Source organism: Lentzea nigeriaca, assembly GCF_016907955.1.
In the GTDB taxonomy this organism is placed as follows: domain Bacteria; phylum Actinomycetota; class Actinomycetes; order Mycobacteriales; family Pseudonocardiaceae; genus Lentzea; species Lentzea nigeriaca.
Window position 1 is genome coordinate 299,978 of sequence record NZ_JAFBCX010000003.1, and the last position, 20,055, is coordinate 320,032.

The 20,055-nt window shown below is 70.0% G+C and carries 21 protein-coding genes; 15 read left to right on the plus strand and 6 right to left on the minus strand.

Annotated features, from left to right (window positions below; all coding sequences use genetic code 11):
- Window positions 1-168 precede the first annotated feature (168 nt).
- The 3 genes from JOD27_RS12295 (at window position 169) to JOD27_RS12305 (ending at window position 1,657) form a co-directional block, all read left to right on the plus strand.
- On the plus strand, window positions 169-882 hold the full coding sequence (locus JOD27_RS12295; RefSeq protein ID WP_204762307.1) for a response regulator: 714 nt from the start codon (window positions 169-171) through the stop codon (window positions 880-882).
- Between the two features lie 92 nt (window positions 883-974).
- Window positions 975-1,337, plus strand: coding sequence for a cupin domain-containing protein (locus tag JOD27_RS12300; RefSeq protein WP_204762308.1), 363 nt, complete (start codon window positions 975-977; stop codon window positions 1,335-1,337).
- A complete protein-coding gene (locus JOD27_RS12305) occupies window positions 1,334-1,657 on the plus strand; it encodes an avidin-fold protein (RefSeq protein ID WP_204762309.1) in 324 nt (107 codons plus the stop codon). The genes JOD27_RS12300 and JOD27_RS12305 overlap by 4 nt, the downstream gene beginning before the upstream one ends.
- A gap of 1 nt (window position 1,658) precedes the next feature.
- Here JOD27_RS12305 and JOD27_RS12310 read toward each other — a convergent pair whose 3' ends face one another.
- From JOD27_RS12310 to JOD27_RS12320, 3 genes are read right to left on the minus strand one after another with little or no spacing between them, the layout of a single operon-like run.
- On the minus strand, window positions 1,659-2,609 hold the full coding sequence (locus JOD27_RS12310) for a LacI family DNA-binding transcriptional regulator (RefSeq protein ID WP_204762310.1): 951 nt from the start codon (window positions 2,607-2,609) through the stop codon (window positions 1,659-1,661).
- Window positions 2,587-3,948: an amidohydrolase family protein gene (locus JOD27_RS12315; RefSeq protein ID WP_204762311.1), complete on the minus strand. Its 1,362-nt coding sequence runs from the start codon at window positions 3,946-3,948 to the stop codon at window positions 2,587-2,589. Before JOD27_RS12315 ends, JOD27_RS12310 begins: the two co-directional genes overlap by 23 nt.
- Window positions 3,945-5,000 carry an NAD(P)/FAD-dependent oxidoreductase gene (locus tag JOD27_RS12320; protein ID WP_204762312.1) on the minus strand — a complete coding sequence of 352 codons (1,056 nt, stop codon included), beginning with the start codon at window positions 4,998-5,000 and terminating at the stop codon, window positions 3,945-3,947. Before JOD27_RS12320 ends, JOD27_RS12315 begins: the two co-directional genes overlap by 4 nt.
- Before the next feature lie 443 nt (window positions 5,001-5,443).
- Between JOD27_RS12320 and JOD27_RS12325 the strand changes: the two genes are divergently transcribed.
- Genes JOD27_RS12325 through JOD27_RS12360 form a run of 8 tightly spaced genes read left to right on the plus strand, consistent with a single transcriptional unit; the run spans window position 5,444 to window position 12,913 of the window.
- Window positions 5,444-6,571, plus strand: coding sequence for an agmatinase family protein (locus tag JOD27_RS12325; protein WP_204762313.1), 1,128 nt, complete (start codon window positions 5,444-5,446; stop codon window positions 6,569-6,571).
- A 38-nt stretch (window positions 6,572-6,609) separates the two neighbouring features.
- Window positions 6,610-7,596, plus strand: a complete 987-nt coding sequence (locus tag JOD27_RS12330; RefSeq protein ID WP_204762314.1) for an ABC transporter substrate-binding protein — start codon at window positions 6,610-6,612, stop codon at window positions 7,594-7,596.
- Window positions 7,593-8,450 (plus strand): ABC transporter permease, encoded by an 858-nt coding sequence (locus JOD27_RS12335; protein ID WP_204762315.1) that lies wholly within the window; start codon window positions 7,593-7,595, stop codon window positions 8,448-8,450. Before JOD27_RS12330 ends, JOD27_RS12335 begins: the two co-directional genes overlap by 4 nt.
- Window positions 8,447-9,220 carry an ABC transporter ATP-binding protein gene (locus JOD27_RS12340; protein ID WP_204762316.1) on the plus strand — a complete coding sequence of 258 codons (774 nt, stop codon included), beginning with the start codon at window positions 8,447-8,449 and terminating at the stop codon, window positions 9,218-9,220. Before JOD27_RS12335 ends, JOD27_RS12340 begins: the two co-directional genes overlap by 4 nt.
- Window positions 9,217-11,556, plus strand: coding sequence for a sensor histidine kinase (locus JOD27_RS12345; protein WP_307830098.1), 2,340 nt, complete (start codon window positions 9,217-9,219; stop codon window positions 11,554-11,556). The genes JOD27_RS12340 and JOD27_RS12345 overlap by 4 nt, the downstream gene beginning before the upstream one ends.
- The gene (locus tag JOD27_RS12350; RefSeq protein ID WP_204762317.1) at window positions 11,553-11,990 is read left to right on the plus strand and encodes a roadblock/LC7 domain-containing protein; all 438 of its coding nucleotides are present in this window, start codon (window positions 11,553-11,555) and stop codon (window positions 11,988-11,990) included. Before JOD27_RS12345 ends, JOD27_RS12350 begins: the two co-directional genes overlap by 4 nt.
- A 4-nt stretch (window positions 11,991-11,994) precedes the next feature.
- Window positions 11,995-12,345, plus strand: a complete 351-nt coding sequence (locus JOD27_RS12355; protein WP_204762318.1) for a DUF742 domain-containing protein — start codon at window positions 11,995-11,997, stop codon at window positions 12,343-12,345.
- On the plus strand, window positions 12,329-12,913 hold the full coding sequence (locus JOD27_RS12360) for a GTP-binding protein (protein ID WP_204762319.1): 585 nt from the start codon (window positions 12,329-12,331) through the stop codon (window positions 12,911-12,913). Before JOD27_RS12355 ends, JOD27_RS12360 begins: the two co-directional genes overlap by 17 nt.
- Here the strand turns inward: JOD27_RS12360 and JOD27_RS12365 are convergent.
- On the minus strand, window positions 12,904-13,320 hold the full coding sequence (locus tag JOD27_RS12365; RefSeq protein ID WP_204762320.1) for a nucleoside deaminase: 417 nt from the start codon (window positions 13,318-13,320) through the stop codon (window positions 12,904-12,906). The two genes, JOD27_RS12360 and JOD27_RS12365, sit on opposite strands and share 10 nt — an antisense overlap.
- Window positions 13,317-14,144, minus strand: coding sequence for an LLM class flavin-dependent oxidoreductase (locus tag JOD27_RS12370; protein ID WP_204762321.1), 828 nt, complete (start codon window positions 14,142-14,144; stop codon window positions 13,317-13,319). The genes JOD27_RS12365 and JOD27_RS12370 overlap by 4 nt, the downstream gene beginning before the upstream one ends.
- Window positions 14,145-14,238: 94 nt before the next feature.
- On the opposite strand from JOD27_RS12370, the gene JOD27_RS12375 reads away from it, so the two are divergent.
- Both JOD27_RS12375 and JOD27_RS12380 read left to right on the plus strand, forming a co-directional pair.
- A complete protein-coding gene (locus JOD27_RS12375) occupies window positions 14,239-14,691 on the plus strand; it encodes an Lrp/AsnC family transcriptional regulator (protein WP_204762322.1) in 453 nt (150 codons plus the stop codon).
- 236 nt (window positions 14,692-14,927) lie between these two features.
- Complete coding sequence (locus tag JOD27_RS12380; RefSeq protein ID WP_204762323.1) at window positions 14,928-16,424, plus strand: FAD-dependent oxidoreductase; 1,497 nt, start codon at window positions 14,928-14,930, stop codon at window positions 16,422-16,424.
- 90 nt (window positions 16,425-16,514) lie between these two features.
- Here JOD27_RS12380 and JOD27_RS12385 read toward each other — a convergent pair whose 3' ends face one another.
- Window positions 16,515-17,534 carry a PQQ-dependent sugar dehydrogenase gene (locus tag JOD27_RS12385; RefSeq protein WP_204762324.1) on the minus strand — a complete coding sequence of 340 codons (1,020 nt, stop codon included), beginning with the start codon at window positions 17,532-17,534 and terminating at the stop codon, window positions 16,515-16,517.
- A gap of 226 nt (window positions 17,535-17,760) precedes the next feature.
- Here JOD27_RS12385 and JOD27_RS12390 point away from each other — a divergent pair, with 226 nt between their 5' ends.
- Both JOD27_RS12390 and JOD27_RS12395 read left to right on the plus strand, forming a co-directional pair.
- Window positions 17,761-18,771 carry an Acg family FMN-binding oxidoreductase gene (locus tag JOD27_RS12390; RefSeq protein ID WP_204762325.1) on the plus strand — a complete coding sequence of 337 codons (1,011 nt, stop codon included), beginning with the start codon at window positions 17,761-17,763 and terminating at the stop codon, window positions 18,769-18,771.
- Window positions 18,772-18,902: 131 nt separating this feature from the next.
- A complete protein-coding gene (locus tag JOD27_RS12395; protein WP_204762326.1) occupies window positions 18,903-20,042 on the plus strand; it encodes a globin domain-containing protein in 1,140 nt (379 codons plus the stop codon).
- Window positions 20,043-20,055 lie beyond the last annotated feature (13 nt).

Genomic DNA, 20,055 nt, shown 5'->3' on the forward strand with positions numbered 1-20,055 from the left:
GTCGTCATCGGCCCCAGGGATCACGTTGGGCCGAACGAGTGAAAACCGCGTTTTCGAGATCGCGACTTACCCCGATGAGGCGATATACCCTACGGCCGGTGCCGCTCTTTGGGGGAGATCAGGTGACCGCTGTGGAATGACACGTACAGCTATTTTCGGGGGAGTCAGATGACTCAGGTGGAACACGCGGCCCTACCAAGCCTGCGCCGCGGCCACGACATCGCGGTCCTGCACAGACCTGCGACAGTCACGGTGGTGCTGGCCGACACGCAGCCAGCCATCAGGCACGGCGTGCGTTCCGTGCTCGAACGCGTGGACGGCGTTTCCGTTGTAGGTGAAGCTTCTACTTCTTCGGACGTTCTCGCGGAGACAATGCGGTGCCAACCCGACGTCCTCGTCATCGACGTCGACACCGTGGGAGCCGGAAACTGCCTATTAGTGGAGCAAATAACGCGCGCATGCCCCGAAACGGGCATCCTGGTCTTCAGCGCGCTTGATTGTGACGCGACCGTCCTCGCCGCGATTCGGGCGGGCGCGCGCGGCTATTTGTTGAAGAACGCGGACCCCGCCCAGATCGTGCGCGGCATCCAGGCCGTCGCGGCGGGCGAGTTCCTCATCGGCAAGACCATCGCCGCCCGCTTCGGCACCCTCATGCACCCGGTGGCGGGACAACCGCCGTACCCGTTCCCCCAACTCACCGGCAAGGAGCGGGAGGTCCTCGACAGGATCGCGGCCGGCCGGTCGAACGTCGCCATCGCGCGGGAGTTCGCGCTCGCCTCGAAGACCATCAGCAACCGGGTGTCCTCGATCTTCGCGAAGCTCGGTGTGGCGGACCGCGCCCAGGCGATCGTCCTCGCCCGCGACGCGGGACTGGGGCGGTAGTTCCTGATACAAAAGGGAAAGCCGCCCCTGTCGGCGGGGAAACCCGCGAACCTACGCTCCGCCTCGTCGTCGAACGTCGATCGGAGTTGGGGATGCCGACAGACCACGTGGACTTCCGCAGGCGCGAGCCGGAGAACCTCGTCCGCGAACACGGGCTCGACCTCAGGCTGCTGCACCCGTGGCCCGGCCTGGCCACACCGTTCCGCGGCGCCTGGTGCGTCCTGCGCCCAGGCGACCGCACCGACACGCACCAGCACCGCGAGCAGGAGCTGTTCATCGCGATGGCGGGACGTGCCGAGGTGGTCGTGGGCGAACGCACCCACGTGATCGCGGCGGGTGACCTGATGCTGATGCCCGGCGACGTCGACCACCACGTCCTCAACCCGAACGACGAGGACTTCTCGTACTACGCGATCTGGTGGGACGGCGTGATGGCCGAGGAGTACCTGGCGTGATCGACTACAACGGCCGCAAGTTCCGCAAGCCCGACAGCGACCCGCACACCGTCGCCGAGTACCACCAGGAAGGCGACCTCGTCTGGGCCGACTTCGCCGGTGGCACCGTCCGCCGCGGCTCGATCGCCGGGACGCGCGCCCCGGACGGCACCCTCCACATGGGATACACGATGGTGCTCACGAACGGCGAGGTGATCTGCGGGCACACCGTGAACACACCCGAGTTCACGGCAGAAGGCCGCCTGCGGTTGCGCGAGGAGTGGGAGCGCTACGGCCCGCACGCCGCCGCGGGAACGTCCTTCATCGACGAGGTCGGCTGACTCACCCGCACGATCCGCGGGCGATCAAGCTGGGTTGGAAGACGATCCGCTCCGGTGCCGTGGGCTCCTCGACGACGAGCTCCGCGGCCCTGCGCCCCATCTCGTACGACGGCTGGGCGACCACGCTGATCCCGAGCGTGCTCGCCCACGGGAAGTCGTCCACGGTCAGGAAACCGACGTCGTCGGGCATCTTGAGATCCCGAGCGGTCAGTGCCGCGTGGACGGCCGCGGTCAGCCGGCCGGTCGTGCACACCACGGCGTCAACACGGTGCAGCAACGAGCCGACAGCGGCATCCACCTCGTCCTCGTTCTCCACGAGGACCTCCTGCGGCTGCGGCAGACCGCTCTCGGCGAGGCCCTGCCGCAGTCCTTCCACGCGCTTGACCTGAGTCGGCCGATGGCTGCCGCTCACGACTCCCACCCGCGACCGGCCGCAGTCCGTCAGGTGCGCTGCCATCAACCTCCCGGCCGCGACGTCGTCGAGGCTCACCGAGTGCAGCCCTGGGGCGGTGCGCGCGACGATCACGCACGGTGTGCCGTTCTCCGCCATCCGCCGTGCGTGGTCGTCGGCGGTCTCGTCGGCGGTGGTGATCAGGCCGCGCACCCGGTGCTGGTCCATCGCCCGCACCTGGGCGGCTTCCCGGTCGGTGCGGCGGTAGGTGTTGGCCAGCATGACCGGACTGTCGTTGGCCGCGGCCACCTCGTCGACACCCCGGATCAGGTCCAGGTAGAACGGACTGCTCAGGTCGCGGATGATCACGCCGATCGTGCTCGACCGGCCGGCGAAGATGCTCTTCGTGAGCGCGTTCGGGCTGTAGCCGAGGCTTTCGGCGGACGCCCACACCTTCGCGGCGGTCGACTCGGCGACGAGGCCGCCGTTCAGCACTCGGGAGACCGTCGCCGTCGACACTCCCGCGTGCACGGCGACGTCACCGATCGTCACTCGCTTCATCCGCGACCAGCCTGCCTTCCCGCACGACGATCCTGCCGTTGATCATGACGACCCGGACATTGTCCAGCGCCGCCGGGTCGGTCACCACCAGGTCCGCGACCGCCCCCGGCACGATCCGGCCACGCCGGGGCGCGAGTCCGGGGAACGTGTCGGCGACCGCGGACGTGGCCATCGCGATCGCGGCGGGCAGGCCGACCACGCCCGCCTTGGTCGCGCGGTCGATCGCCAGCAGGATCGGGTCGTGGTGGCCGGCCGCGTAGTCGGTCGAGATCGTGTCCACCAGGCCCGCCTCGAACAGGGCGAAGAGCAGGTCGGGGGTGAGGTCCGGCCGCCCACCCCGGAACGTGTCCAAAATGGACACATCGATGACCACTCCCCGTTCCTTCAGCCACTCCGCGTGCTCCAGCGCCTCCCGCGTCGTGAAGCTCGGGTGGTTGGAGTGCCCGGCGACCAGCCGCACGTCCGTCCTCGCGATCGCGGCGACCTGCGTCATCGACGCGGCAGCGTTGTGCACGAGCACCGGGACGTCCAGTTCCCTGGCCTGGTCCGCCGCTTCGGACAGACCGCGCAGCGCGACGTCGAACGCGGGCAGCACCACACCGGACACGATCTCGCGGGCGTCGTCGACGGACAGCAGCCCGGCCAGCCCGGCACTCTCCAACGCCTGCTCCACCGCGTCGCGGTCGAACGCCGCGGTGCTGATGTGCCTGCCCAGCACCGCGACCTTCAACTCGTTCGCCTGCGACCTGGTCACTCGGACACCTGTGCGCCGCGCGATCTCCTGAGGGATGTACAGGTAGCTCGCCCCGCCGCCGCCGAGCGTGTGCCCCGAGCCGATCTCGCCCAGCGCCACCGCTCCTTCGGCAACGGCCTGACGCGCGGTGAACGCCCTGTCGGCGTCGGTGAGGCCGCCACCGTCGGTGATCCTCGCCGCCTCCAGGCACGCGGGTACGTTGCAGGAGGCCGCTTTCACGTTGACCGGATGCGCTTCGTCAGTCCTGGCAACGGCTTCCGCGGTGATGAACCCGTCGACGCAGAGCACCGTCGTCGTGCCCTCCAGCAGATGCCGGTCGAGGTTCGCGTTCACCTGCCGGTGCGGCAACGGTTCGTGGCCGCTCGGGAACAGCGGCCCGTACGCCGTGCCGTGCGTGTGGTTGTTGATCAGGCCGGGGATCACCAGCATTCCTTGCGCGTCAACGACTTCCGCCGACGGGTAGGCACCGTTGCCCGGCTCGACGATCTCGCGGACCGCGTCGCCCTCGATGACGACGTCGACGCCGCGCCGCGGTTCGGTGCCCCGGCCGTCGACCAGGTCGCCGCCGCGCACGATCGTCGTCATCGCTCGAACCGCTCGAAGCGGAACGCCGCCAGCGCGTCGTCGGAGTCCTCGCCGAGCACCTCGGCGGCGACGAGCTCGCCCGCGTGCAGGCACAACGTCACTCCGCTGTGCGACACGGCGAAGAAGTAGTTGGGCAGGTCGGCCACCCGCCCCAGGACAGGCAATCCGTCGCCGGGGATCGGCCGCTCCCCCGTGCGCACGCTCTCGACCTTCGCCGCCCGAATGCCGGGGCAGAGCGACGTGGCGGCCCGCACCAGCTCGTCCACCGCCTCCTGGCCGCCCCGGTCGACCTCGCTGGAGTGCAACAGGATCCGGCCGTCACCCTCTGGTCTCATGTGGACGTCCGGCGCGTGCACCACCCTCGACAACGGCACCGCTACAGGAGACGTGTACACGAGCACGCACGGCAGGTTGCGCATCGGCAACGCAAGCCCGGCCATCGCGGCGACCTCGGCCGCCTTCGGCCCCGCGCAGTTCACGACGGCGTCCGCGGTGAGCACCCGGCCGGACTCCAGCCGCACGGCCCGCACGGCCTCGCCACTCAGGTCCAGCCCGATCACGGCGTCGCCCGCCACCACGTCGACCTCCCTCGACAGCAGATGCGCTATCAACCGCGTCGGCTCGACCCATCCCTCGTCGGGGTAGTAGGCGATGCCGTCGGCCGGGAGCCGGTCCGCGGCGACGCCCGGTTCCAGGTCCAGCGCCTCGGCACGGGTCAGCAACGTGGCCTCGTAGCCGAGCGCGACGAGACCGTCGACCTTCGCGCTCAGCCCTGCCTCGTCGGTGGTCCACTCGATGCCGCCGCCACCGTGGTACCAGTCGCCGGGCGGGAACTCGGCCGCCAACCGTTGGTGCGCCGCCATTCCCGCGACGTTGAGCTCGTGGTAGACGAGCGGCCGCTTGTCGCGCGAGTTGACCCACGAGAACGACGCCCCAGACGTTCCCGAGCCCGGCGCACCGGCGTCGACGACCGTCACCGTCGCTCCGCGCCGCACGAGCGCCGCCGCCACCGCCGCGCCGTAGACGCCGGCACCCACCACGATGATCCGCATCCCGCACCTCCGCGATCCGTTGATGTAACTAGTTACATGCAACTAGTTACAACGTAGACCCGCACCTCGCAGTCAGTCAATTGCCCTGTTCTGCGGAAGATCAATGACAACGTTCCCAGCGGACGCCTCGTCAAATCACCCGGTTGGCCCCAAACATCGTAATCCGGCGAAGTGGAACGTCATTGGCTTGGACCATTTACACCTCAACGCCGCAGGCCACGGCGACGCGCAGCACAACGGAAACCCCAGGTGCCGAAAGTCGTTGCCCCATTCGACAACCCCGCTCGGGACCAGAAGGGGTTGCGCACACCGCTAGGCTTGGAATCTCAATTCGGTCCTGGATCAACAGCTTTCGTCCAGGTGCATGAGAAAATGCATGGAGTTTTCGGGGACCTCCGCATTTCGGTACATCAAGAATGCGCAGAGGAAGCGTGCGGACACCGATGACTGAGCCCGGCGGCCAACCGTTGCACGACAATTACGGCCCGGAAGCCCGCAGTGCCGTCGAACGCGAGGCCGTGCTGCCGACGACCGGCTGGGAACGCGAGGTCGGCCGCGGCCTCGAACTGGGACTCCCCGCAGCAGACTCCATTGTGGACAGACGCATCCCGACGTTCTCCCGCGGCGAGCTGCCGCACTTCGCGGGCATCGACACGTTCCTCAAGGCGCCGTTCGTGGAGGACGTCCGCATGTGCGGCGAGTACGACGTGGTCGTGCTCGGCGCACCCTTCGACGGGGGCACCACCTACCGGCCGGGCACCCGGTTCGGGCCACAGGGCATCCGCAAGATCTCCGCGCTGTACGGCCCCTACAACTTCGAGCTCGGCGTGGACCTCCGCGAGTCCATCACGATCGCGGACGTCGGCGACGTGTTCACCATTCCCGGCAACATCGAGAAGACGTTCGACCAGATCAGCAAGGCGGTCGGGCACGTGTACGCGTCGGGCGCCTTTCCGGTGGTGCTCGGGGGCGACCACTCGATCGGCTATCCCACCGTGCGCGGTGTTTCCGGGCACCTGCGCGGAAATCTCGGCATCATCCACTTCGACCGGCACGTCGACACCCAGGAAACCGATCTCGACGAGCGGATGCACACGACGCCGTGGTTCCACGCGACGGACATCCCGAACGTGCCGGCGCGCAACCTCGTCCAGATCGGCATCGGCGGCTGGCAGGCGCCTCGCCCCGGCGTGCAGGTCGGGCGCGAGCGCGGCACGACGATCATGACGGTGACCGACTGCGTGGAGATGGGCATCGAGGCCGCCGCGCACCGGGCGCTGGACGTGGCTTGGGACGGCGCGGAAGCCGTCTGGCTCAGCTTCGACGTCGACTGCCTCGACGCGGCGTTCGTGCCCGGCACCGGCTGGCCGGAACCCGGCGGGTTCCTGCCCCGCGAGGTGCTCAAGTTCATCCAGCTGGTCGCCGCGCAGCCGCTCGCCGGCATCGAGGTCGTCGAGTGCTCTCCCCCGTACGACCAGGCGGAGATCACGTCGTTGATCGCCACCAGGGTCATCTGCGACACCCTCGGCTGCCTCGTCCGCGCGGGCCACCTCCCTCGCCACGCGGGCTGAAAGCCCTTCCACACAACAGAATCTCATTGGAGTTCGGTTTGACTTCCCGCTGCATCAGCCGTTTCCTCATCGCACTCGTTCTGCTGTGCGCCACGGCATGCACATCGACCCCGGCGTCCGCCGGCAAGATCACGCTCGGGTTGAGCGCGTGGCCCGGCTGGTTCCCGTGGCAGGTCGCGCAGGAGCAGGAGCTCTTCCGCCGCAACGGAATCGACGTCGAGCTCAAGTACTTCGACAGCTACACCGACAGCCTCAACGCGTTGTCGAGCGGCGCGATCGACGCCAACAGCCAGACACTCAACGACACGCTCGCGTCGGTCAGCGGTGGCGCGCAGCAGACGATAGTGCTCGTCAACGACAACTCCACGGGCAACGACCAGGTGATCGCCCGTGAAGGCATCTCGGGCATCGCGGACCTGAAGGGCAAGAAGGTCGCCGTCGAGCAGGGCACCGTCGACCACTACCTGCTGCTGCTCGCACTCACCGAAGCCGGTCTGTCGCAGAAGGACATCGAGCTCGTGCCGCTCGCCACCGACGCGGCGGCGGCGGCGTTCGTCGCGGGCAAGGTCGACGCGGTCGGTGCCTTCGCGCCCTTCACCACCACCGCGCTGCAACGCGCGGGCAGCCGTGCCATCGCGACCTCCGCCGAGTTCCCCGGTGCCATCCCCGACCACCTCGTGGTGTCCCGCGAGTTCGCGAAGAACCGCCAGCAGGCGGCGCAGGCGTTGGTGAACACCTGGTTCGACACGCTCGACTGGATCAAGCAGAACAACGACAAGGCCGTCGAGATCATGGCCAGGCGCGGCGGCGTGAGCGTGGCCGACTACCGGACCTACGACGCGGGCACGACCATCTTCACGTTGCAGCAGAACATCGACGCTTTCACGCCGGGCGTCACGCCCACGCACCTCAACCACCAGGCCGGTCAGATCGCGGACTTCATGGTGAACACCGGGCTCACGCAGAAACGGCCGTCGCTGGACGGGCTGTTCGACGACAGGTTCGTCAAGGCGGTGCGGAGTTGAAGGCCGCTCTGGCCGAACGCGCGGCGGACGTCCGCGCCGCGTGGCCTCCACTGCCGCGCCGAACCCGCCCGCAGCGCACGGTGCTCGCCATCCGCACACCGCTCTCCCGCCGAACCACGACCATCCTCACCGTCGGATCGCTGGCCGTGCCGTTCGCCTGCTGGGTGGTGCTGAGCGCGACCGGCGCCGTGCCCGCCACGTTCCTGCCGTCGCCGGGCGCCGTGCTGTCCGTCGGCTGGGAGATGGCGAGATCGGGCGAGCTCGCGGTCGACGCGTGGACGACGACCCGGCGGGTGCTGGAAGGCTTCGGGCTCGCCGTGGTGGTGTCGGTGCCGCTCGGCATCCTGATGGGCACCTTCCACGCGGGGCAGGCGGCGTTCGAGCCCGTGATCGGGCTGCTGCGGTATCTGCCGGCGAGCGCGTTCATCCCGTTGCTCATCATCTGGCTCGGGCTCGGCGAACCCTCCAAGATCGCCATCCTGTTCATCGGCACGGTCTTCTTCAACACGCTGATGACCGCCGACGTCGTTCGGGGTGTGCCGCGCGCGCTCATCGACGTCTCCTACACGCTCGGCGCCCACCGCGGCGAGGTGCTGCGCAAGGTCGTGGTACCGCACTCGTTGCCCGGCATCATCGACGCCATCCGGGTCAACGCGGCGGCGGCGTGGAACTTCGTGGTGGTGGCGGAGCTGGTCAACTCCACGGCAGGGCTCGGCTACCGGATCGTTCGCGCGCAACGCTTCCTGCAGACGGACAAGATCTTCGCGGTGCTCGTCGTGATCGGCGTCATCGGCGTGACGATCGACGTGGCCCTGCGCCTGGTGCGTACTCGGGTGGGGCGGTGGGCCGCGTGACGCTGGAACTCGTCGACGTCTCCATGGACTACCGCCTGCGCGGCAAGGAGAAGCGCGCACTCGACAGCGTGAACCTCACGGTGTCCCCGCGCGAGTTCCTCTGCGTCGTGGGCGCGAGCGGCTCCGGGAAGTCGACCCTGCTGTCTCTGGTCGCCGGTCTCACGATGCCGACCAGCGGCCAGATCACCATCGAGGGCCACCCGATCACCGGCCCTGGACCGGACCGCGGGCTGGTCTTCCAGGCCGGATCGCTCTACCCGTGGCGCACGGTGGAGCGCAATGTCGCTTTTGGACTCGAGCTGCTCGGGCTCGACGCGGCCGAACGCAGCCGCCGGGTCGACTGGTACCTCGCCGAGACCGGCCTCGCGGAGGTCCGACGGTCGCTGCCGCGCCAGCTGTCCGGCGGCCAGCAGCAACGCGTCGCGATCGCGAGGGCCCTGGTCTGCGAACCGGCCGTGCTGCTGCTCGACGAGCCGTTCGGCGCGCTCGACGTGCAGACCAAGGAGGACATGCAGCTGTTGATCAGGCAGATCTGGCGCGACACGGGCACCACCGTGCTCATGGTCACCCACGACGTCGAGGAGGCCGTGTTCCTGGGCACCAGGGTCGTCGTGCTCGCGAGCGAGCCCGGCCGGGTCGCCGCCGACCTCCGCATCCCGCTCGCGGAGGATCGCAGCCTCGCGACCAAGCGCTCACCGGCGTTCCTCGAACTGCGGGCGTCCATTGAGGACATGGTCCGCGCCCAGCACCGCGGTGGGGTGACCGCGTGAGACTCCACGGGCACTCCATCGGCCGCAAGCTCAACCTGCTGATCGTGCCTCCGCTGGTCGCGGCGGTCCTCGTGGCCGTGCCGTTCCTCCTCGGCCAGGCCGGGGACGCGGGATCGGCCTCGGGCACCGCGACGTCCGCACGGCAGGTGCGCGAACTGGGCGGCCTCATCTGGGAACTGCAGAAGGAACGCGTGCTCACGGCCGCGCACCTCGCCGCGCCCACGGGTGACGGCGAGAACCTCAAGCGCCAGCACGGCAACGTGGACAAGGCGGTCGAGGACGTGCGTGCCGCACTCGGGTCGACCATGTCCGACGAGCTCACGAACGCGTTGGTGCGCCTGGGTTCGCTGACCGGGCTGCGGCAGAACGCCCTGCGCGGCGGCGCCTCGTCCGACGGCGTCGCGCGGACGTACCACGCCACGATCAGCGCGATCATCGACTCGCTGCGCCTCGTTCCGCAGCCGACCGGCGACGCGGAGGGCACGAGGCAGCTCACCGCGCTCGAAGCGCTGCTGCGTGCCACCGAGCAGCACTCCCTGCGCGACACCGGCCTGATCATCGCCGCGACGAGGAGGCAGACCGGGCAGGATCTGCTGAACGACGCCGTGATGCAGGCGGACGCGTTCACGGAGCGGTTCGTGCAGCAGGCCGACGCGGAGCACGCCGCACTGGTCGTGACGGTGGAGGAAGGACCGGAGGCGCGCAGGGTCGGCGAGCTCGCCACCCGGCTGCCCGGCCAGCCGAACCCGGCGTTCGCGGCGGAAGCGCTGACCGCGGTGACCGCGCAGGCCGAGCTGCGCAAGGCCGCGCAGGACACGGTCACCGACGAGATCGCCGCGGCGGCCTCGGCGCGGGCGACCAGCGCCACCGTCGTCGCGTGGACCGTCGGCGCGGGCGGTGCCGCGCTGTTCGTCCTGGTCGTGTGGCTCGTGATCGTCGTCCGCCGCTCGATCGCGAACCCGTTGCGCAACCTCACCGACGCGGCGGGCGCGGTGGCCGATCTCGCCGGCCGCGAGCTGGTGCGCGTCTCCGACACCGAGACGGCGGACGAGCAGGTGCCGCTGCTGCGCGAGATCGAGGTGTCGTCGGGCAACGAGCTCGGCAGGCTCGCCGAGGCGTTCAACCGCGTGCAGGGCACCGCGGCGCAGCTCGTGGAACGGCAGGCGGTCACGCGGCAGAACGTGAGCCTGATGTTCGCCAACGTCGCCAAGCGCACGCAGAGCCTCGTCAGCAGGCAGCTCGCGCTCGTCGACGAGCTGGAGCGCGACGAGCAGAACGAGCGGCTGCTCGCCAGCCTGTACCAGCTCGACCACCTCTCCACCCGGTTGCGGCGCACCGCCGACAACCTGCTCGTGATCGCGGGCGCCCGCGAGGACGGCAAGCTGTCCGGCCCGATGGAGCTCGGCACCGTCCTGCGTTCGGCGCTGGCGGAGATCGAGGACTACCAACGGGTCCGGCTCGGCTCCGTCAGCAAGATCACGATGCCGTCCTCGCTCGGCTCGGACCTGATCCTGTTGTTCGCGGAACTGCTGGACAACGCGACCTCGTTCTCGCCACCGGAGTCCACTGTGGAGGTCGGCACGGCACGCGCGGCCGACGGCTCCTGCGTCGTGAAGATCGTCGACCACGGCATCGGGATGACCGAGGCCAGGCTCGCCGAGGAGAACCTGCGCCTGGTGGACCGCGAACGGCTGGACATCACGCCGACCAGCGTGCTGGGTCTGTTCGTGGTGGGCCGGCTGGCGCGCCGGCATTCCCTCGCCGTCGACCTGCTCCCGACCGAGGGCGGCGGCGTCACCGCGCGGGTGATGGTGCCGTCCCGGCTGCTGAGGCAGGACGACCGGCCTTCGCGGTCGTCGCTGCTGGCGCCCGCGCCACCGGCACCGCTGGACGGCAGGGTGTTCGGCTGGTTCATGGACGAGCCGACCACGACGTTGCCGGTCATGAGCGACCAGACCACGACGTTGCCCGTCGTGAGCGACGAGCCCGAGCACCTGGCGGGCGAGCTGACCGCGGAGATCACGCTGGTGTCGTCGGCCATCGCGCGGGTGGCGGTCCAGCCGCAGCCCGCCCCACCACCGCCCGCGATGGCACCGGAGCAGGCGGGACGCGCGGGGCTGACCCGGCGGGTGCCGGGCGCCAACCTCGCCCCGAGCCTGCGCACCAGCACCGGCACGACCGCGAAGCCGGCCGCGCCGGCTGCCGAGAACACCGCCTCCTGGCAGGACCGCGACCCCGCCGCCGAACGAGCCGCGCTCGACGCGTTCGCGGACGGTCTGGCACTGGGCGCCGCCGCCGGAGCAGGCACGCAACCCACGAGAGAAGGCACTGAATGAGCGCGCTTCCCGCCGCACGGACGAGCGTCGAGGCACAGAACTTCAACTGGCTCGTGACCCGGTTCGCGCAAGCCACCCCCGGCGCACTGGCCGCGATCGCGGTGTCGTCCGACGGTCTGCTCATCGCGATGTCGACGGATCTGGTGCGGGAGAACGCCGATCGGCTGGCGGCGATCACCTCGGCCATGCTGAGCCTCGCGGGCGGCGTCTCGGACTGCCACCCGCTCGGCGGGCCGGACAAGGTCATCGTCGAGCTGGGGCACGGCTACCTGATCGTCTCCACCATCAGCATCGGCTGCGCGCTCGGCGTGCTGGCGTCCAAACAGGCCGGTCTCGGCACGATCGGCTACGAGATGGCGATGTTCGCCAACCGCGCCAGCGCCGTGCTCACCCCGCAGGTGATCGAGGAACTCAAGTTCACGGTCGGGCGGTAAGGACATGCAGGACCGCGAGGTCTCGCTGCTGCGGCCGTACCTGCTCACGTCGGGACGGGCGGGGCCGATCGACCGCAACCTCGAGATCGAGGCCCAGGTGCTCACCACCGAGCTCGGCGCGGCGTCCCACGCGAGCCTGTCGTTCGAGCGCCGCGACATCGTGGCGCTGTGCACGAAGACCATGTCGGTGGCGGAGGTCGCCGCGATCCTCGGGCTGCACATCGGTGTGGCCCGGGTTCTCGTGGCGGACCTCGCGGCGCTCGGGTACGTCGTCGTCCACCGTCCGGCCGCCGGCCTCGCCGGCGACCCCGCCATGATCGAGAGGATCATCCGCCGCCTTGAAGCAATCAGCTGAATCCCGCACCCCGACACCGGTCAAGATCATCATCGCGGGCGGTTTCGGGGTCGGGAAGACGACTGCCGTGTCGTCCATCTCCGAAATCACCCCGCTGCGCACCGAGGCGGCCATCACCACGGCGTCCGACGACGTGGACCGCACCGCCCACGTCCCCGACAAGACCACCACCACCGTGGCACTGGACTTCGGCTGCATCACGATCGACGACGACATCAAGCTGTACCTGTTCGGCACACCCGGCCAGGACCGCTTCGGCTTCATGTGGCGAGATCTGGTGCTCGGCGCGCTGGGCGCGCTCGTGATCGTCGACACCCGGCGCATCGACGAGTGCTATCCGGCCGTCGACTACTTCGAGAAGGCGGGCCTGCCGTTCGTCGTCGCCGTCAACCTGTTCGAGGGCAGGCTGAGCCACGCCGTGGCGGACATCCGCTGGGCACTGGCCATCGGCGACCACGTCCCGCTGATCACGTTCGACGCCCGCGTGAAGGTGTCGGTCCGCGACGCGCTGCTGACCGTGCTGCGGACCACGCTGCAACGCGTGACCTCCCCAGCGGCTCAGGGGTAGTAACCCTCGACCGGTTCCTTCGCCTCGTCGTAGAGGTGCGGCCCGTCGGTCGGGACGGCCGCGAACCCTCCCGACGTCTTCAACCCGTTCAACTGATCACCGGAAAGTGCGAACACCACGTGCCCGATGCCCGACCGCGCCAAGGCACCCGAGCACATCTGGCACGGTTCGCAGCTCGTGTACATCGTGGTCCCGGCGGCCGTGGCCGGGTCCAGCGACCGCGCCGCCCACCGCGCCAGCTTCAGCTCGGGGTGGGCGGTGATGTCGTCGTCGGTCAGGGAGGAGTTGCGTTCCTCGGCGAGCACGGTGCCGTCCGGCCCGACGAGCAGCGACCCGAACGGCGGGTTGCCGCCCGCCCGCGCCTCGGCCGCCAGCGCGATCGCCCGCCGCAGATGTTCTTCGTTCACCGGAAATCCTTTCGCACCGCGGCCAACGCGTGCCAGGCGACCTCCGGATGCCGCGTCTCCTCCGGATCGCCGACGAACGGGTCGAGCACCACCGCGTGCGCTCCGTCCGCGCGCAGTCCTTCCAGGTCCGCCACGACCTGGTCCAGCGTGCCCTCGCCGAGCCGCCGGTTCTCGAGCGGCTCGGCGGTCAGCCTCAGCATGACGCGCGGCGCAGGCAAGGGCCGCGGCCGGTTCTCGGCGGCGGCGAGGACTTCCAGTCGTGCCAACGCTTCCCGCCATCCCGCCGGGGTCTGCCGCAGCGGGTGCCAGGCGTCCGCGAGCCGGACCACGCGGCGCAGCGCGCCGTCGCTGTGACCGCCCACCCAGATCGGGATGTCCCCCGCGCGGTAACCCTCGTCCTGCCACGCCTCGCGCACCGTCGTGATCAGCTCGTCGGTCAGCTTTCCCCGGCGCTCGAACGGAACCCCGAGCGCCGCGAACTCCTCGCGCGCCCACCCGATCCCGACGCCGAGCACGAACCGGCCGCCGCTCAGGTCGGCCAGGTTGGCCGCCATCCGCGCGACCAGCAGAGGATGGCGGTAGGGCGCGATCAGCACCGTCGTGCCGAGGGTGATCCGCTCGGTGACGCCGGCAAGCCACGACAGCGCGGTGAACGGCTCGTAGAACGGTGCCGGGTACTGCTGGGCCACATCGGGCGTCACCACGACATGGTCGGACATCAGCAGCATGTCGAAGCCGAGGCCCTCCACCGTCCGCGCCCAGTCGCGCAGTACGCCGGGGCTGGTGCCGGGGCCGAAGTTCGGGACGTTCACACCGATCAACACGTGATCAAGACTATGAGCCCGAACGCCTGTGACAGAAGAGATCGTTCACGGCATCCGGGCCCGGACGCCGTGGATTCCACGGTAGCTTCGGCGGATGACCGAGACCCTGGACGCGACCGACTGGGCCATCCTCGCCGAGCTGCAGCAGGACGGCAGGGTGCCGCTCACCGAGCTCGGCCGCCGGGTCAACCTCAGCGCGTCGGCCACGACCGAACGCGTCAAGCGGCTGGAGAGCACCGGAGTCATCACCGGCTACCGAGCCACCGTGGATCTCGGCAAGGTCGGCTACGGCGTTCTCGCCGTCGTGCGGCTGAAGTACCCCGGCAACCAGCACCAGCCACTGCACCGGCTGATGGCCGAACGCACCGAGATCCTCGAATGCCTGCGCACCACGGGTGAGGACTGCTACACCCTCAAGGTCGCCGCCACTTCGATGCCGCACCTGGAGAAGGTGGTGGACGAGCTGATGGCGTTCGGCAGCACCACGACGAGCATCGTCTACAGCCAGACCGCGGCCTACCGCGGCGTGAGCGCACCGAACGCCTGACCGGTCGGCCCATCTCGTCGCGCAGCGCCTGTTCCGCCGCGGCCGGATCACCGAACCGCACGGCCTGGGCGGCGTCGGCGTGGACGAATGCGCCGTTCATCGGTCGCTCGTGCTGGCGACGATTCCCTTCTGACAGCCGGTGTGCGCGCGATGCCAGCGCGATGTGCGTCCCCTGCCAGCGGCCGGCCGCAGTCTTGGCCGGTCGCCGGAGATCCGGTGGCAGAAGGGGATTTCTCATGCATGACGTAGTGATCGTGGGCGCGGGCCCTGTCGGTCTCCTGCTCGCCGGCGAGCTCGGCCTCGCGGGGCGTTCGGTCCTCGTGCTCGAACGGGAACCGGCGCCCGGCTCGCCGTGGCGGACGGCGCCTCTCGGGGTGCGAGGCCTGTTCACCAGGTCCATCGAGGTGCTGGACCGCCGCGGGATGCTGGAGCCGTTGCTGGCGACGGCGGGCGATCCCGCCGCCCTCGCCGGGCCACGGCGGCGGGCGGTGGGTCATTTCGCCGGCATCATGCTCGACGCGGCCAACCTCGACACCGGCCCGCAGCCGTTCGGGTTGCCCAGCTCGACACCGGAGTTCGTGATGACCGACCTCGGCACCGTCGAGACGGTGCTGTCCGAGCGAGCCGTCAAGCTCGGCGTGGAAATCCGTTACGGCGCCGAGGTTTCCGCCATCACCCAGGACGACAGGACCGTCGTCGTGAGCGACGGCGAACAGGAGTACGCGGCGCGCTGGGTCGTGGGCTGCGACGGCGGGCGCAGCGCCGTGCGTACCCTCGCGGGCTTCGGCTTCGACGGCACCGAGCCGACGTTCACCGGCTACGTGATGCTGGCGACCATCACGAACGAAGAGCGGCTCGACCCCGGCTTCACGCTGACGCCGGAGGGCATGTACATCAACATGCCCACGCCTGGGCACATCGGCATGATGGACTTCGACGGCGGCGCGTTCGACCGGTCCCAGGAGCTGACCCGCGACCACCTCCAGGCCGTGCTGCGCCGCGTGTCCGGCATCGACGTGACGGTGACCGACGTCCGGTTCGCCTCCAGCTTCACCGACAGGGCCAGGCAGGCGACGACCTATCGGCGAGGACGCGTCCTGCTCGCGGGAGACGCCGCGCACATCATGTCGCCGCTCGGCGGGCAGGGCCTCAACACCGGCCTCGGCGACGCCGTGAACCTGGGCTGGAAGCTCGCCGCGACCGTGCGTGGAAGTGCGCCGGAAGGCCTGCTCGACACCTACGACGGCGAACGCCGTCCGGTCGGCGCCCAGGCGCTCGACTGGACCCGCGCCCAGGTGGCGACCATGCGGCCGGACCCGCACGCCCAGGCGATCCAGGCCGTCGTCAGGGACCTGCTCGCGACCAGGGACGGCACCAACTACGTGGTCCGGAAGATGACGGGCGCGACGACCCGCTACGACCTCGGCGACGAGCACCCGCTGGTCGGGCGCAGCGCCCCGGACTTCCGCCTGGAGGACGGCTCCCGCCTGGCCGACCTGATGCAGGACGGGCGAGGTGTCGTCCTCGACTTCAGTGCCGACGGGTGTCTGAGGGATTCGGGCTGGGACGCCGACGTGCGGTATGCCGCGGGTCCCGCCGTGGACGACCTCGGTCTGGGCGCCGTGCTGGTCCGGCCCGACGGGATCGTCGCCTGGGTCGGCGATCGCGTCCCCGACCGGGAAGGCTTCGACCGTGCCGCTCGCCGGTGGTTCGGCGCCTCCGGGGCTCGGTGACGAGCAGCCCTCTAAGGCGGAGAGCTGAGACAGGCTCTCCAGGAGTGGTCCTCCGCCTCGGCAGTGCGCCGAGGCGGAGGACCATCCTCGTCAACCCGTCGTGCTGACGACTCGGTCGTCCATGGAGCCGGGGCTGCCCTTCCCGTCGCGGTTCGACGTCGAGAACCACAACGTGCCGTCCGGTGCCGAGGCGACCGCACGCAGGCGGCCGTACCTGCCGGAGAACAACGCCTGCGGCTGGCCGACACCCCCGTCGGCGTTGACCGGGATCTTCCACAGCCGCTGGCCGCGCAACGCCGCCATGTAGAGGCTGCCCTGGTGGAACGCGAGGCCGCTCGGCGAGGCCACCGCGGTCGACCAGGTCAGCAGCGGGTTCACGAACCTGGCGTCGTTGCAGGGACCTTCGCAGGTCGGCCAGCCGTAGTTGCCGCCGCGCTGGATGCGGTTGACCTCGTCGAGCCGGCTCTGTCCCAGCTCTGCCGCGTACATCCGGCCCGCGCTGTCCCAGGCCAGGCCCTGGACGTTGCGGTGCCCCAGGCTGTAGACCAGCGACGAGTTCGGGTTGTCCGGTGCGGGCCTGCCGTCCATCGTCATGCGCAGGACCTTGCCGCCCAGCGAGTTCGGGTTCTGCGCGTTGGCGGTGTTGCCCGCGTCGCCGGTGCCCGCGTAGAGCAGTCCGTCCGGTCCGAACGACAGACCGCCACCGTTGTGGATCGTCTGTCCACGCGGGATGCCGGTCACGATCGGCTGCGGTGTCTCGCCGATGCGGAACCGGGCGATCCGGTTGTCCGAACTGGACGTGTAGTAGACGAACAGGTACCGGTCGGTGGCGTAGTTCGGCGAGACGGCGATGCCCAGCAGACCTCCTTCACCCTGCGCCGAGACATCGGGGATGCGGGCGACCTCGCGCGTCGTCCCGTTGTCGACCGACAGCACGCGGGCCGAGCCGCGTTCGGTCACCAGCGACGTCCCGTCCGGCAGGAACGCGATGTCCCAGGGCACGGCCAGGTTCGTCGCCAGGTCGCGCTCGACGGCGGCGGCCGTACCCGGTGTCAACGCCAGACCCACGGCCATCGCGGTGCCGAGCAGCAGACCTTCGCGGATTCTCATGCATGCCTCCTGTGGTGACGAGGTGTCCGCGGCGGCGGCAGCGCGAGAACTCCATCCGTGTGTAGCACCGTGAGAGCGCGTCCAAAACCCTGTTCGAAGCCGTTCGACGGAGGTGATTTATTTCGGTCAACACTGAAGTAATCGTGAAGAATGGCGGGGCCGAGTCCCGGTCAGGTAGGGACCTTCGATGGTGTGAGCGCCCGGCAGCCGCACCGACAGTGGAGGGATGACGGCTTCACCACGGATTGTCACGGCGGCGCTCGGCCTGACCGCGGAGCAGGTCGAGCGCGCACTCGTCACCGCGACGCTCGCCCCCTCCGTGCACAACATCCAGCCCTGGCGGTTCAAGGTCCGGCCCGACCGGATCGAGCTGCACACCGACACGTCCCGCGTGCTGTCCGCGACCGATCCCGAGGACCGCGAGCTGCGGCTGTCCTGCGGTGCGGCGCTCTACAACCTCCGGCTGGCGTTGCAGGGCATGGGCGTGCGCCCGCTGGTGACGATGCAGCCGGGCAGGGACGCGCCCGGTGCCCTCGCGGTCGTGCGGCGCGGCGGCACGATCAAGATCGACGACGAGAGCCGCGCGCTGCTCGACGCCGTGCCACGCCGTCGCACGAACCGCAGGCCGTTCCTCGAGGCTCCCGTCGACCCCCGCCAGCGGCACGCGCTGGTCCGCGCCGCCGAGCTGGAACGCTCGTGGCTGCACGTCGTCACCACGCCGCAGGGGCGCGCCGAGCTCAAGCGGTTCGTCCGCAGGGCGCACGAGATCCAGCTGGCCGATCGGGCCGTGCAGGCGGAGCTCATCGCGTACACAGGCCACCGTCCCGGCGCCACCGACGGCGTGCCACCGGCCTCGGCAGGCCTGCGCCCGGCGATGCAGGACGAGTGGGCCTTCCGCGACTTCCGTGGCCAGGAACGCGGCCCCGGCAAGGACTACGAGTCCGATCCGCTCGTCGCGGTCCTCTGCTCCCACTACGACAGCCCGCTCGGCGATCTCCAGGCGGGACAGGCGATGCAACGGGTCCTGCTCACCGCCACCGTGCGCGGGCTGTCCGCGTCGTTCCTCTCCCAGCCGATCGAGGTGCGGCCGGTCAGGGAGGACCTGCGCCGCGCACTGGGTGGCGTGCTCGTGCCGCAGACCGTGCTGCGGGTCGGCTACAGCACCCAGGTTCCGGCCTCGCCGCGTCGCTCCGTCGCGGAACTGCTGGTGGGCGCCGAGGAAGAGGCAGTCTGCTGATCGCTGGAGCCTTCCGGTCGTGATTGCCGGGACGTTGGTCCCGCCCCGCACACGACGTTCCGAACTGCGGGCGGACGCCTCTGATCACGCAAGCTCAAGGCATCCGTTCCCATTCGGCCGAGGAGACTTCTGTGCTGTCCGCTGCTTCAGCCGCCGTGGTGCGCGCGACCCTTCCCGTCGTCCGCGCGCACGCCGCCGAGATCACCGCCGAGTTCTACCCGTCGATGTTCGCCGCGCATCCCGAGCTGCTGAACCTGTTCAACCAGGGCAACCAGGCCAGCGGACGGCAGCGGATCGCGCTGGCCGCCGCGGTCGTCGCGTTCGCCGAGCACCTGCTCGACGGGGTGCCGTTCGGCCCGATCGCCGACCGCATCGCCCACAAGCACGTCTCGCTCGGCGTTCGCCCCGACCAGTACCCGATCGTCGGCAGGCACCTGATCGGCGCCGTGGCCACCGTGCTCGGTGACGCCGTCACGCCCGAGGTCGCGGCGGCGTGGGAGGAGGTCTACTGGCTCTTCGCCGTCCTGCTGGTGGCCGCGGAGGCGCGGCTGTACCAGAACGCCGGCGTCTCCCCCGACACGCTCTGGCGCCCGTGGCGCGTGGCCAAGCGCGACGAGGAGGCCGTAGACACGGCGTCCTTCACGCTGGTGCCGGACGACGGCGGCCCGGTGCCGGCGTTCGAGCCCGGCCAGTACGTGTCCGTCGCCGTCGACCTGCCCGACGGGCACCGGCAGCCGCGCCAGTACTCGCTGTCGCAGGCTCCCGGCGGCGGTGAGCTGCGCATCACCGTGCGGCGCGTCGCCGACGGCGCGGTGTCGAACTTCCTGCACGACAACGTGCACACCGACGACGTCGTGCTGGTCGGTCCGCCCGCCGGCGAGGTGACCCTCGACCACACCGGACGGCCGGTGTTGCTGATCAGCGCGGGCATCGGCATCACGCCGATGTTGTCGATGCTGCACCACATCGCCGCCACGCAGCCCACGCGCACGGTCGTCGCCGCGCACGCCGAGCTCACGCCGGAGCGGCACGCACACCGCGCCGAGTACGACCAGCTCGGCGGTTCGCGGCAGCTGACCTGGTACGAGAACGGCGACGGGCTCATCGACGTGGACGCGATCCCACTGCCTCCTGGCGCGATCGCCTACCTGTGCGGCCCGATCGCGTTCATGCGCGACGTCCGCGCGGGTCTGCTCCGCCGCGGGATGTCCGCTGACGACATCAGGTACGAGGTGTTCGGTCCCGGCACGCTGGACGACACTTCTTACTAACCTGTAAGTTAGC